This is a genomic window from Rathayibacter tanaceti, assembly GCF_001634385.1.
Lineage (GTDB): Bacteria > Actinomycetota > Actinomycetes > Actinomycetales > Microbacteriaceae > Rathayibacter > Rathayibacter tanaceti.
Window position 1 is genome coordinate 24267 of the sequence record NZ_LIIN01000012.1, and the last position, 13116, is coordinate 37382.

The window sequence follows — 13116 nt, forward strand, 5'->3', positions numbered from 1 at the left end:
AGCGGGTCGCTCCGTCACGCGGCGCATCCCGGCCGCTCCTCGAGGAGCGCGGCAGACAGGCGTCGCGCGCCGACGTGGTGCGGATCGAGACGCACCGCCTCGCCGGCGAGCTCCCTCGCCTCTTCGGCTCGCCCTTCGCCGGCCAGGAGACGCGCGAGCACCACGAGCACTGCTGCTCGCTCGGTACCGGGGGCGGAGGCGCACGCCCTGGCGAGCAACGCGGTCAGAGGCGCCCGGGTGCAGGCGGCGCGACCGAGGAGAAGCACGCGGTCCGCGCCCTCCGCCCGCTGCACCGAAACGATGAGGGCAGCGAGGGAGGCGGGGCGGATGGCACCGGGCGGGCCGTCCGCTGATCGGCGCACGAGCTCGTCGACGCTGGCGCGGAGCGCTCGCGGGAGCTCTGCGCCGGGATGCCGGTCGAGGAGCCGATCGACGACGGTGGCGACCTCGAGGCACTCGGCCCTGTCGATCACGGGCAGGAGCGCAACGGCCTGCCCGGCGGGATCCGCCTCGCGCTCGTCGAGCACCGCGACCTGCAGGCTCAGCCCCGGGAGAGCTCGACCGCGCGCCTCGAGAGCGGCGACCAGCCGCGCGCATGCATCCGGTGCCGCTTCGCCGGGGCTCACCACCGCGACGGCCTGCTCGACGCGGCCGAACCTCCCGAGCGCACCGAGGCAGGCTCGGGCGACGAGGCCCGGATCCGCCTCGGGGACGGCGAAGCGGAGCGAGCCGGAGGGCTCACCGGCCCGAAACGGGACGAGCACGAGACTCCCCCGCGGGCTGCGCTCGACGGGACAGGGAACCGCGGAGAGGAGCCTCTGCAGCTCGACGGCGGAGAGCGCGGCGGGGAGCCGGCGCGGACCGAGGGTGGACGGGTGAGCGGGAAGTGGTGAGGTCATGCGCCGATCCTGCCGATGCTCACCTCCGGTGTGGGCCGCGGACCGCGCGTTCGTCGGAGGGATCGCGCAGACTTCCTCCTGTGGAGGGAGCTCTGAGCACGGCCGATGCGCACGGGGCGCGCACGTCGGCGACGCCCCTGTGATCGGGCGGTCCGTCGGAATCTCCCTCACCCTCAGCTTCCCGATGATCCTGGCTCCGCCCGCGTTCGTCCGGCACCCCGGGCACGCCGCGGCGACGACCGTGCACGGGGTCCTCTCCACGACTGCGCTCGGCACCGCCGTCGCCGTGGTCCGCCGCAGCTCCCTCCACAGGCGGTCCTCTCTGCAGCCTGTGCACCGGTGTCCGATTCCCGCCGGTCCGGGCACATCAGCGCCGATACCCTCGAGGCATGAGAACGACTCCCCTGCACGTGCGACGCACGACCAGCCCTCTCGGCCGCATCGAGGTGGGCAGCGATGGCGAGTCCATCGTCTCGCTCGCCATCGAACGGGGCGGTCGGCTCCCGCACGAGCACCTCCCCGACTCCGATCTCTCGGTGCTGCACCGCGCCGTCGAGCAGCTGCGCGAGTACTTCGCCGGGGACCGCCGCTCGTTCGACCTCCCGGTGGCGCTGCGCGGCACTCCCTTCCAGCTCGAGATCTGGCAGCAGCTCCAAGGGATCGGTTTCGGCGAGATCACGTCCTACGGGGCGCTCGGCACCGCCACGGGGAGGCTGCGCTCCGGCCGGCCCATCGGAGGCGCGGTCGGGGCGAATCCGGTGCCGATCATCGTCGGCTGCCACCGGGTTCTGGCGAGCGACGGCCGCATCACCGGCTTCAGCGCCGGTGAAGGTATCGAGACCAAGGCGTGGCTGCTCGAGCACGAGGGTATCGCGCACCGATGACCACCGACGACGGCCTCCTCCTGGGCGAGGACGGTGTCCTCCGCTGCGCATGGAGCGGCGACGACCCCGAGTACCGCCGGTACCACGACGAGGAGTGGGGCGTTCCCCTGCACGGCGATCGCCCGCTCCTCGAGAAGATCTGCCTCGAGGGCTTCCAGTCGGGTCTGTCGTGGCTGACGATCCTGCGCAAGCGCCCGCGCTTCCGGGACGTCTTCGCGGGTTTCGATCCCGTGCGCCTCGCCGCGTCGGGCGAAGAGGACGTCGATCGTCTGATGGAGGACACCGGCATCATCCGCAACCGCGCGAAGATCATCGCCGCGCGTGACAACGCCCGAGCGACCGTGGCTCTCGTCGAGCGGGAGGGCGTCGGAGCGCTCGACCGTCTCGTCTGGTCGTTCCACGAGGCGACGGAGCCGGAGCGCCTCGTCCGCCCCGGCGACATCCCCTCCAGCACCCCGGCCTCCGCCTCGCTCGCCAGGGCGCTCAAGAAGGAGGGTTTCCGCTTCGTGGGCCCGACGACCGCCTACGCGCTGATGCAGTCCGCCGGACTGGTCGACGACCATCTCACGGGGTGCGCTCGCCGCAGCTGAACACTCAGCCCTCCGGAGTGACCAGATCGAGTTCGCCCGTCTCGGAGTTCCGAGCCAGGGAGAACCCCCGCTGCTCCGCCCAGGCCGCGAGCTCGTCGAGCGAATCCGTCGAGACACCGTCCTCGGCCAGCGCTCGGACGAAGCGCCCCTTGCCCTGCTTGTTATGGTGATTGAGGGACCGCAGCCCGCCATCGGCGTGCCTGGAGCGCACACGGACGAAGTAGCGTTCGTTCGCGTCGCCCAGAGGGGCGAGAGCAGCGTAGGCCTCGCTGCGCAGATCGAGAACGAGTCCCTCGAGCGAGGCCAACGACCGGCCTGCCTCCGCAGCCCACCACCGCTTCAGCGGCATCCCGGGCACGCGGGAGTCGTGCGAGAGCCGATAGGCGGGGATGGCATCGAGCGCGCCGACCGGCCCCCACAGGGCGGACTGGACGATCACGCTCCGGCCCAGCACCTCTCGAGCGGCCGGCGGCAGGCTCGCCGCGTCGAGCGCGTCGAAGAGGACACCGTCGAAGCGGTCCACGGCCGGCAGAGCCGGTGCCGACGCGAGAGCAGCGTTCCGGTCGATTTCGTCGAGCTGTCGCGGGCCCAGCTTCAGCGCCCGTGCTGACGACTCACGGTCGGCGGACAGCTCGATCAGGGCATCCCTCAGCGCACGGCGCTTCTCGAGGAGCTCCGGGAACGCGAGCGCCTCGAGAACGAACGGCAGGTTGCCGCCCTCGCGCTTGGTCTCCGACGGTGGAAGCAGGATGTGCACGGGTCTCCTTCGAGCTGATCGACGGTTCGGGCAGGGCACGACGGAGGGGCCGGGCGATCGCGATGATCACCCGGCCCCTCCCGGTGCCGCTCTCAGCGGCGGTGCGTCAGATGAGCGCCGCCTCGCGGGCGACGACCGTCACGACGTCGTTCTCGACCGAGAGGAAACCGTCATCGGCCTGAGCGGTGAGCCGCGTGCCGTCGAGGGCCGTGACCCGTACCTCGCCCGTGGCGAGGATCGCGAGCATCGGCTCGTGGCCGGCCAGGATGCCGATCTCGCCCTCGACGGTGCGGGCCGTGAGCTGCTTCGCCTCTCCCGACCATACCTCGGCGTTGGCGGAGACGACGCTGACCTTCAGGGTCCCGGCCATGATCAGCCGTTCTCCTTCTGGATCTGGGCCCACTTCTCCTCGACGTCGGTGATCGCGCCGACGTTGAAGAACGCCTGCTCGGCCACGTGATCGAACTCACCCTTGGTGATCGCATCGAACGACTCGATCGTCTCCTTGAGCGGAACCGTGGAGCCCTCGACGCCGGTGAACTTCTTGGCCATGTAGGTGTTCTGCGAGAGGAACTGCTGGATCCGGCGCGCACGCGACACCGTGATCTTGTCCTCCTCGGAGAGCTCGTCGACACCGAGGATCGCGATGATCTCCTGCAGCTCCTTGTTCTTCTGCAGGATCTGCTTCACGTTCGTCGCCACGCGGTAGTGGTCGGCGCCCAGGTAGCGGGGGTCGAGGATGCGCGACGTCGACGTCAGCGGGTCGACGGCCGGGTAGAGGCCCTTCGACGCGATCTCGCGCGAGAGCTCGGTCGTCGCGTCGAGGTGCGCGAAGGTGGTCGCCGGAGCCGGGTCGGTGTAGTCGTCGGCGGGGACGTAGATCGCCTGCAGCGAGGTGATCGAGTGTCCTCGCGTCGAGGTGATGCGCTCCTGGAGCACGCCCATCTCGTCGGCGAGGTTCGGCTGGTAGCCGACCGCAGAGGGCATGCGGCCCAGAAGGGTCGACACCTCCGAACCGGCCTGGGTGAAGCGGAAGATGTTGTCGATGAAGAGCAGCACGTCCTGCTTCTGCACATCGCGGAAGTACTCCGCCATGGTCAGTGCCGACAGGGCAACGCGGAGACGCGTTCCCGGCGGCTCGTCCATCTGGCCGAAGACGAGGGCGGTCTTGTCGAAGACGCCCGCCTCCTCCATCTCGGCGATGAGGTCGTTGCCCTCACGGGTACGCTCGCCGACTCCGGCGAACACCGACACTCCACCGTGGTCCTGCGCGACTCGCTGGATCATCTCCTGGATCAGGACGGTCTTGCCGACGCCCGCGCCGCCGAACAGGCCGATCTTGCCGCCCTGCACGTACGGCGTGAGGAGGTCGATGACCTTGATGCCGGTCTCGAACAGCTCGGTCTTGGACTCGAGCTGGTCGAACTGCGGCGGCTTGCGGTGGATGGGCCAGCGCTCGGTGATCTCGAACGACTCGCCGTTGATCTTCCCGTCGGCGTCGGCGTTGAGCACCTCGCCGATCACGTTGAAGACCTTGCCCTTGGTCACATCGCCGACGGGCACCGAGATGGGCAGGCCCGTGTCGTGGACCTCCTGGCCGCGGACGAGACCATCGGTGGGGTTCAGCGAGATGGCGCGGACGAGGTCGTCGCCCAGGTGCTGCGCGACCTCGAAGGTCAGCTTGCTCGAGACGCCCTCGACCTCGACGTGCGTGTAGAGCGCGTTGTAGACCTCGGGGATCGCGTCGTGGGGGAACTCGATGTCAACGACGGGGCCGGTGACGCGAGCGATGCGGCCGATGGCCCCGCCCGACGTTCCGGTCGCCGCCTCAGGTGCGGTCAGTGTCATTGCTTCTTCCTTCTGTGGTCTCACCGCACCGGGAGGGCGGAGTCGAAACTGTGTGGGGAGCTGGGCCCTCTACTTGGAGGACGACAGGGCGTCGGCGCCGCCGACGATCTCGGCGATCTGCTGCGTGATCTCGGTCTGGCGCGCGTTGTTGGCCAGACGCGTGTAGGTCTTGATCAGCGTGTCCGCGTTGTCGCTCGCCGACTTCATCGCCTTCTGGCGCGCCGCATGCTCCGAGGCCGCCGACTGCAGCATCGCGTTGAAGATGCGGCTCTCGACGTACACGGGCAGGAGGCGGTCGAGGACCGTCTCGGGATCGGGCTCGAACTCGTACAGCGGGTAGAGCTCGCTGTTCTGCTCATCGGCGCCCTCGACGACCTCGAGCGGCAGGAGGCGCACCACGGTCGGCTGCTGAGTCACCATGCTGACGAAACGGTTGTAGACGAGGTGGATCTCGTCCACGCCGCCCTCCTCGTCATCGAGGTTGTAGGACTCGACGACCGCATCGGCGATCTCCTTCGCGGTCTCGAAGACGGGCTGATCGGTACCGCCCGTCCAGACGCGCACACTCGGACGCTTGCGGAAGGAGAAGTAGGCGTTGGCCTTGCGGCCGACCAGGTAGAAGAGGACCTCCTTGCCCTCGCTGCGCAGCAGCGCAGCCAGCTCCTCGGCCTCTTTGAGCACGCTCGACGAGAACGCGCCGGCGAGGCCGCGGTCGGAGGTGAAGATGACGATCGCGACTGTGTCCAGCTTCTCGCGCTCGGTCGTGAGCGGGTGCTCGACGTTCGAGTAGGTCGCGACGGCGGACACGGCCCGCGTGATCGCGTTCGAGTACGGCGCCGCGGCTGCGACGCGGTTCTGCGCCTTCTGGATGCGCGAGGCCGAGATCAGCTCCATGGCCCGAGTGATCTTCTTGGTCGTCTGGGCCGAACGGATCTTCGACCGGTAGACCCGGAGTTGCGCTCCCATGTGTCTCCTGTTGTCCTAAAAGTGGCGAATCGTCGGGTGCCGCTGGTCAGCGACGGCCCTTCACGATCTTCTCCTGGCCGACCTCGTCAGCCGCGATCGCCTGGTGCTCCTCGCGCCCGGCGGAGGCGAGCGGCTTGCCCTCGCCCGTCTGGAACTCGAGCTTGAAGCCGTCGACGGCGCGGGTGAGCTCAGCGACGGTGTCGTCGGAGAGGACGTTGGTCTCGCGGAGCGTGCTGAGGACCTGGGTGTTACGGCCCAGGTAGTCGAGGAGCTCACGCTCGAAGCGCAGCACGTCGGGCACGGGGACCTCGTCGAGCTTGCCGTTCGTGCCGGCCCAGATCGAGACGACCTGCTCCTCGACGGGGTACGGCGAGTACTGCGGCTGCTTGAGCAGCTCGGTGAGGCGCGCGCCACGGGCCAGCTGACGACGCGAGGCGGCGTCGAGGTCGGAGGCGAACATCGCGAACGCCTCGAGCGAGCGGTACTGCGCCAGCTCGAGCTTGAGCGTGCCGGAGACCTTCTTGATCGACTTGACCTGCGCGTCACCGCCGACTCGGGAGACCGAGATGCCCACGTCGACCGCAGGACGCTGGTTGGCGTTGAAGAGATCCGACTGGAGGAAGATCTGGCCGTCGGTGATCGAAATCACGTTGGTCGGGATGTAGGCCGAGACGTCGTTCGCCTTGGTCTCGATGATCGGGAGACCCGTCATCGATCCGGCGCCCAGCTCGTCGGACAGCTTGGCGCAACGCTCCAGCAGACGGGAGTGCAGGTAGAAGACGTCGCCCGGGTAGGCCTCGCGCCCCGGCGGACGACGCAGGAGGAGCGAGACCGCACGATAGGCCTCGGCCTGCTTCGACAGGTCGTCGAAGATGATGAGGACGTGCTTGCCGCCGTACATCCAGTGCTGGCCGATGGCCGAGCCGGTGTAGGGCGCGAGGTACTTGAAGCCGGCGGGGTCGGAGGCGGGGGACGCGACGATCGTCGTGTACTCCATCGCTCCGGCGTCCTCGAGCGCGCCCTTCACCGAGGCGATGGTCGAGCCCTTCTGGCCGATGGCGACGTAGATGCAGCGGACCTGCTTGTTCGTGTCGCCCGACTCCCAGTTGGCCTTCTGGTTGATGATCGTGTCGATCGCGATGGCGGTTTTGCCGGTCTGGCGGTCGCCGATGATGAGCTGGCGCTGGCCGCGGCCGACCGGGATCATCGCGTCGATGGCCTTGATGCCGGTCTGCAGCGGCTCGTGGACCGACTTGCGCGACATGACGCCGGGCGCCTGGAGCTCGAGAGCACGACGGCCCTCGGAGGCGATGTCGCCCAGACCGTCGATCGGGTTGCCGAGCGGGTCGACGACACGACCGAGGTAGCCGTCGCCGACGGGGACGGAGAGGACCTCGCCCGTGCGGGTCACCTCCATGCCCTCCTCGATGCCGGAGAACTCGCCGAGCACCACGACGCCGATCTCGTTCTCGTCGAGGTTCTGGGCGAGGCCCAGGACGCCGTTCGAGAAGCGGATGAGCTCGTTGGCCATGACGCCGGGGAGTCCCTCGACGTGGGCGATGCCGTCGGCGGCGTCGATGACGTAGCCGACCTCGGTGGTGGAGGCCTTGCCCGGCTCGTACGACGAGACGAAGTCCTTCAGCGCGTCGCGGATCTCATCCGGGCTGATGGTGATATCTGCCATGGGAATTCCTATTCGTTGGGTCCGTGCGAGCCGAAGAGGTCGTCGGGGCCTGACCTGGATGGTGCGGGGGTCGAGAGCGGTGCCCTCTGAGGATACGTGCGCCCGTCAGGACGCGAGCTGGAGCTTCAGGTCGGACAGCCGTGCGGAGACGGTGCCGTCGATGACCTCGTCGCCGACGTGCAGGCGCATTCCGCCCAGGAGGGCGGGGTCGACCACGACGTTGACGGAGACCGGGCGGCCGTGCTGGCGCGTGAGCGCCGAGCGGAGCCGATCGAGCTGTTCGGGGGCGATCGGCGCGGCGACCGAGACCGTGGCGAGGGTGAATCCGCCCTGGTCGGCGACCACTCCGGCGGCGAAGCGGACGAGTTCCGGGATGCGGCGACCGCGCGGGTGCGCGATCAGCTGCCGGAGGATCGCCAGCGTCTCAGCCGAGGCCTTGCCCTCGAGGAGGCGCTGCACGAGCGCGACCTTCGACTCGGCCGCGGCGAGCTTGCTGCCGAGCGCGAGCTCGAGTTGGGCGTCGGAGGCGACGACCGCGCCGAACGCGTGGAGCTCGGTCTCGATCGACGCACCCGCAGGAGCGGATGCCGCGATCGCGCGGACCCCGACCTCCTCGACGCCGGCGACCAGGTCGCTCGAGCTCGACCAGCGGTGGCCGACGATCACGGTGAGCAGGCGCTTGGCCGGCTCGCCGAAAGGACCGAACACGCGCGCGACGAGAGCCTGCTTGCTGCTCGAATCGGCGCTCGGATCGGCGAGGGCGGAGCGCAGCTGCGCCTGGCCGTCGATGACCCGAGCCGCTTCGAAGAGCTGCTGGGCGGTGTCGAGGGACCCCTGACCACCGAGGGCGGAGAGTTCCGCCTTCGCCGATACGAGTGCCTGCCTGGACGCGCTGCCCATCAGCTGCTCGCCTTCTCCGAGGCCTCGAGGTCGGCGAGGAAGCGGTCCACGATCGCGGCCGCCTTCGCGTCGTCGTTGAGGCTCTCGCCGATCACGCCGGAGGCGAGGTCGATGGCGAGGGTTCCGACTTCGGAGCGGAGCGAGACCACAGCGGCCTGACGGTCCGCCTCGATCTGGGCATGCGCGTTGTGCAGGATGCGCTCGGCCTCGGCCTGCGCCTGCTCCTTCTTCGCCGCCACGATCGCGTTACCGTCGGCGTTCGCCTTCTCGCGGATCACTCCCGCCTCGGCGCGGGCCTCGGCAAGCTGAGCGGTGTACTTCTCGAGAGCGGCTTCAGCCTGACGCTGGGCCTCGTCGGCCTTGGCGATGTTCCCTTCGATCGCCGCCGCCCGCGCATCGAGCAGCTTCTGCAGGCGAGGCAGGACCAGCTTCCAGAAGAAGAAGAGCAGGACGAGGAAGATCACCCCCGACCAGAAGAAGTCGTAGAACTCCGGGATCAGAATGACCTCGGGGACGTCACCTTCTCCCGCAGCGATGTTCACAGCGGTGCTGAACACGACTACGCCGCGAAGATGAAGTAGGTGGCGAGACCGATGAGCGCGAGCACCTCGGTGAACGCGATGCCGAGGAACATCGTGGTCTGGAGGCGGCCTGCCATCTCGGGCTGGCGCGCCATGGCCTCGACGGTCTTGCCCGCGACGATGCCGACACCGATGCCGGGGCCGATCGCTGCGAGGCCGTAACCGACCGTCGCGATGTTGCCGGTGAGTTCGGCGAGAACGGTGACTGAGTCCACGAGTGGGTCCTTTCAGTGGGGTGATCGTGAGAACGGGCGGGAGCCCGTGAGTAGTGGGGTCAGTGCTCCTCGGCGACGGCCAACTGGATGTAGACCGCAGCGAGGAGGGTGAAGATGTACGCCTGGAGGACGGCGACGAGGAGCTCGAAGAGCGTGAACGCGCCTCCGAAGGCGAAGGTCACGACGCCGAAGAGCTTGAAGCCCGGGTCGACCTGGGAGCTGAAGAGGAAGAACTGCGTGGCCGAGAAGCAGAGCACCAGGAGGAGGTGCCCGACGATCATGTTCATCACGAGCCGCAGGGCGAGCGAGAGCGGACGGATGATGAACGTCTGCAGGAGCTCGATCGGCGTGAGGATGAAGTAGATGAGGAACGGTGCCCCGGGCGGGAACAGCGCGTTCTTGAAGAAGCCCATCCCGCGGTCCTTGATGCCGGCGTAGATGAACGTCACGTAGGCGACGAGACCGAGGAAGAGCGGCATGCCGACGACCGAGGTGCCCGCGATGTTCAGGAACGGGACGATGCCGGTCAGGTTCATCGAGATGATCGCGAAGAAGATCGTCACGAGGATCGGCAGGAACCGGCGGGCGTCCTTCTCGCCGAGGATGTCCTTGGCGATCGTGACGCGCACGAAGTCGAAGGCCATCTCGACGACGCTCTGGAAGCGTCCGGGCACGAGGCGCAGCTTGCGCGTCCCGAGCCAGAAGAACAGCATCAGTGCGATGACCGCGATGAAGCGGACCAGCATGACGCGGTTGATCTCGAAAGGGGTTCCCTCGAAGAGGAAACCGGGCGGGAAGAACTCGGAGATCGACGGGGTGTGGAAGTCACTCTCACCGGTCGAGGTCGAGACCAACAGGTTCACAGCGTTAGCAAACAGCGCTAGCTCCTGGAATTCGGGGCGTGGCACGTTGCAGCCGACCGAATCGAATCATTCGGACACAACGCTCTCGCGACGACGAAAGGTGGGGTTATTTCCGCTCGAACGGCGCTCGTGCTCGACGATCGACATCAACGGTGAGACGATCTGAGGACACGTTCGCCTGCGGGATTCGCTCCTACTGTAGCAACAGAACGGCCTGGGAGCCGAATCGTGGTCCTCTCAGGAACCGTTCGGCGCATCCTCACCGGGCGATGTCGCTCACGTTCGCCACGCGCGAGCGCGAGACGACGAGGACGTCGATCACCAGCGAGCCGAGCACGGCGACGATGATCGTGACGAACATCGCCGTGCTGTTCAGCCACGGCTGGTCGCGCAGCACCAGCGCCGCGATGACGAACAGGACGAACTTCGCGAGCCAGGTGCCGAGCACGACGGCGAAGAAGCCGCCGATGTCGAGCCGGTTCGCGACGAGGATGCTGGCCGCGGTGAGCAGCACCATCACCCCGCCGACGATCGCGCCGAGCAGAGCGCCGATCGCGCCCTCTCCCCCGGCGGTGATGCCGCCGACCACCGTGCCGAGGATCGCGAGGGCGAGCACGAAGAACCCACCCACGGCGATCGTCCGGCGCAGCACGGGGACCGAGGCGGGCTGCGGGCGAGGGGAGGCCGGGGAGGCTTCGGTCATGATGCTTCCTTCCGCGCCACGGGTGACGCTGTCGTGTCCCGATCGGCCGGGAGTCCGGCCGGCGGACGGAGCGGCTCCGTCGAGGACGCGCGGTCGAGGGGGTCGAGTACGGGCGAGGCCTCGGCCGACTGCGCGGCCGCCTCGAGCCGCTTCCGGCGGCTGAGGGGCGCGAGCGTGACGACGGTGCAGACCAGGAGTCCGACGCCGAGGAAGACGAGCGGCACCCACAGCACGTCGACGACGAACATCAGGAGGCAGCTGAACGCGACGACCGCGGTCCAGGCGTAGAAGATCAGCACCGCGTGCAGGTGCGAGTGGCCCATGTCGAGTAGGCGGTGGTGCAGGTGCTTGCGGTCGGCGCTGAAGGGCGACTTGCCTGCCCGCAGACGGCGGATCACCGCGAGTCCGAAGTCCATCAGGGGCACGACGAGGATCGCGAAGGGGAGGATGATCGGGATGAACGCGGGTAGCAGCTCCTTGGCCGCAAGCTGAGCCGGGTCGATCTGGCCGGTGACCGCGATCGCCGAGGTCGCCATCAGCATGCCGACGAGGAGCGCTCCCCCGTCGCCCATGAACATCTTGGCCGGGCGCCAGTTGATCGGAAGGAAGCCCGCGCAGGCTCCGACCAGCACGACGGCGATCAGCGAGGCGAGGTTGAAGTAGTCGGTGGGCGAAGTCTGCTGCACGAGCAGGTAGCTGTAGAGGAAGAAGACGCCGTTGGCGATCAGTGCGACGCCGGCCACGAGTCCGTCCAACCCGTCGATGAAGTTCAGCGCGTTGGTGACGAGGACGATCGCCAGGACGGTGATGATCAACGACATCCAGGGCGAGCCGACGGTGAGCCCGCTGATGGGGAGCGAGACGATCTGGACGCCCTTCCAGGCGATCAGACCGGCAGCGATCATCTGGCCGGCGAGCTTCGTCGTCCAGTCGAGGTCCCAGATGTCGTCGGCCACCCCGATGAGCACGATCAGGAGGCTCGCCCCGAGGATCGCGAGGATCGGCTCCGGATTCGCGAAGACCAGGCGGAAGTAGGGCAGCTGCGAGGCGATGCCGAACCCGACCAGGATCCCGAGGAACATCGCGATCCCGCCGAGGCGGGGCGTCGGCCGGGTGTGCATGTCGCGCACCCGGATTTGGGGGTAGAGCCGATACTTCAGGCTCAGCTTCCAGATGACCCACGAGAGCGCGCCGGTCACGATCGCGACGGCGAGCGAGACGAGGGCGAAGGTGATCACGCGCTACTCACCCGGAGCAGGGTCGGTGCGCGTGGTGCCGTCGGGCGACTCGTCGTCCTCCAGACGGGCGCCGGACGCCCAGTCGGGGCGGGCGCCGACGGGCTGCTCGGGAGTCGGCGCCTCCTCGTCGGACCCGGACGGGACCGCGTCCTCCACCGGCGCGGACGGGACGGCGTCCGCGTCGGGGAGCAGGTCTCCGACGACCTCGCGGATCTGCTGGGGCGAGACGACACCCTGGCGCAGGATGCGCAGGACGCCGCCCTCGAAGCTGAGCGCGGTCGCATCGACGATCGTCGAGGACTCGCTCGCACCCGCCGGCCGCTCGCTGTAGCGCGAACCGGCGGACCCGCCGTCGAGATACACGTCGACGGATTCGCCGAGCTGCTCGAAAGCCTCCTGCGCGGTGGCGGCCGAGGGCTGCCCCGTGCGGTTGGCCGAGGAGACGGCGAGCGGACCGGTCTCGGCGAGGAGCTCGATGGTCACCGGATTGTCGGGCATCCGCAGGGCGACGGTGCCGCGGGTCTCGCCCAGGTCCCAGACGAGCGAGGGCTGTGCGTGCAGGACGATGGTCAGCCCGCCCGGCCAGAACGCGCGTGCAAGATCCCGCACGGCGTCGGGCACGTTCTCGGCCAGAGCGTCGAGCGCCGCCACGTCGCCGATGAGAACGGGCGGCGGCGACTGCCGCGTCCGTCCCTTCGCGTCGAGCAGGCGCTGCACCGCGGAGGCGTCGAACGCGTTGGCCGCGACGCCGTAGACGGTGTCGGTGGGGATCACGACGAGCTCGCCGCGGCCGATGGCCGTCCGCGCGAGACGGGTGCCGGTCAGGAGGTCCGTGTCGACGGAGCAGTCGTAGATGCGTGCCATAACAAGCCGATGATACCGGCGCGCCGTCGGTGTCGGACCGCCGACGGCGCGCCCCGGCGTCTCAGCGCCGTGCGCGCGGTGTCGCAGGCTCCCGCGACCGCCCGGGGCGCGACGCCCCGCGGAG

General features: G+C 68.8%; 15 protein-coding genes. 2 read left to right on the forward strand and 13 right to left on the reverse strand.

The window, feature by feature from the left end:
- Window positions 1-14 precede the first annotated feature (14 nt).
- Entirely contained in the window at window positions 15-899 is an 885-nt protein-coding gene (locus ACH61_RS02955; protein ID WP_068208397.1) for a hypothetical protein, read from the reverse strand.
- A 389-nt stretch (window positions 900-1288) separates the two neighbouring features.
- Between ACH61_RS02955 and ACH61_RS02960 the strand changes: the two genes are divergently transcribed.
- Both ACH61_RS02960 and ACH61_RS02965 read left to right on the forward strand, forming a co-directional pair.
- Complete coding sequence (locus ACH61_RS02960; RefSeq protein ID WP_068208400.1) at window positions 1289-1783, forward strand: methylated-DNA--[protein]-cysteine S-methyltransferase; 495 nt, start codon at window positions 1289-1291, stop codon at window positions 1781-1783.
- Window positions 1780-2373 (forward strand): DNA-3-methyladenine glycosylase I, encoded by a 594-nt coding sequence (locus ACH61_RS02965; protein WP_068208403.1) that lies wholly within the window; start codon window positions 1780-1782, stop codon window positions 2371-2373. The genes ACH61_RS02960 and ACH61_RS02965 overlap by 4 nt, the downstream gene beginning before the upstream one ends.
- Before the next feature lie 4 nt (window positions 2374-2377).
- Here ACH61_RS02965 and ACH61_RS02970 read toward each other — a convergent pair whose 3' ends face one another.
- From ACH61_RS02970 to ACH61_RS03025, 12 genes are all read right to left on the reverse strand, one after another.
- Window positions 2378-3130 carry a YaaA family protein gene (locus tag ACH61_RS02970; RefSeq protein ID WP_068208406.1) on the reverse strand — a complete coding sequence of 251 codons (753 nt, stop codon included), beginning with the start codon at window positions 3128-3130 and terminating at the stop codon, window positions 2378-2380.
- Between the two features lie 106 nt (window positions 3131-3236).
- The gene (locus ACH61_RS02975; protein ID WP_068208409.1) at window positions 3237-3500 is read right to left on the reverse strand and encodes a F0F1 ATP synthase subunit epsilon; all 264 of its coding nucleotides are present in this window, start codon (window positions 3498-3500) and stop codon (window positions 3237-3239) included.
- Between the two features lie 2 nt (window positions 3501-3502).
- Entirely contained in the window at window positions 3503-4978 is a 1476-nt protein-coding gene (gene atpD / locus ACH61_RS02980; protein ID WP_068208411.1) for a F0F1 ATP synthase subunit beta, read from the reverse strand.
- 69 nt (window positions 4979-5047) lie between these two features.
- A complete protein-coding gene (locus ACH61_RS02985) occupies window positions 5048-5944 on the reverse strand; it encodes a F0F1 ATP synthase subunit gamma (protein WP_068208415.1) in 897 nt (298 codons plus the stop codon).
- A 46-nt stretch (window positions 5945-5990) separates the two neighbouring features.
- Entirely contained in the window at window positions 5991-7628 is a 1638-nt protein-coding gene (atpA, locus tag ACH61_RS02990; protein ID WP_068208417.1) for a F0F1 ATP synthase subunit alpha, read from the reverse strand.
- Between the two features lie 105 nt (window positions 7629-7733).
- On the reverse strand, window positions 7734-8528 hold the full coding sequence (locus tag ACH61_RS02995; protein ID WP_068208420.1) for a F0F1 ATP synthase subunit delta: 795 nt from the start codon (window positions 8526-8528) through the stop codon (window positions 7734-7736).
- Window positions 8528-9085 carry a F0F1 ATP synthase subunit B gene (locus ACH61_RS03000; RefSeq protein ID WP_068208423.1) on the reverse strand — a complete coding sequence of 186 codons (558 nt, stop codon included), beginning with the start codon at window positions 9083-9085 and terminating at the stop codon, window positions 8528-8530. Before ACH61_RS03000 ends, ACH61_RS02995 begins: the two co-directional genes overlap by 1 nt.
- A 2-nt stretch (window positions 9086-9087) precedes the next feature.
- The gene (locus ACH61_RS03005; protein ID WP_055794702.1) at window positions 9088-9324 is read right to left on the reverse strand and encodes an ATP synthase F0 subunit C; all 237 of its coding nucleotides are present in this window, start codon (window positions 9322-9324) and stop codon (window positions 9088-9090) included.
- 59 nt (window positions 9325-9383) lie between these two features.
- Window positions 9384-10187: a F0F1 ATP synthase subunit A gene (gene atpB / locus ACH61_RS03010; RefSeq protein ID WP_068208426.1), complete on the reverse strand. Its 804-nt coding sequence runs from the start codon at window positions 10185-10187 to the stop codon at window positions 9384-9386.
- 259 nt (window positions 10188-10446) lie between these two features.
- Window positions 10447-10890, reverse strand: coding sequence for a hypothetical protein (locus ACH61_RS03015; RefSeq protein WP_068208428.1), 444 nt, complete (start codon window positions 10888-10890; stop codon window positions 10447-10449).
- A complete protein-coding gene (locus ACH61_RS03020) occupies window positions 10887-12128 on the reverse strand; it encodes an MraY family glycosyltransferase (protein ID WP_068208431.1) in 1242 nt (413 codons plus the stop codon). The genes ACH61_RS03015 and ACH61_RS03020 overlap by 4 nt, the downstream gene beginning before the upstream one ends.
- A 3-nt stretch (window positions 12129-12131) precedes the next feature.
- Window positions 12132-12992: an L-threonylcarbamoyladenylate synthase gene (locus tag ACH61_RS03025; protein ID WP_082844964.1), complete on the reverse strand. Its 861-nt coding sequence runs from the start codon at window positions 12990-12992 to the stop codon at window positions 12132-12134.
- Between the last annotated feature and the right edge of the window lie 124 nt (window positions 12993-13116).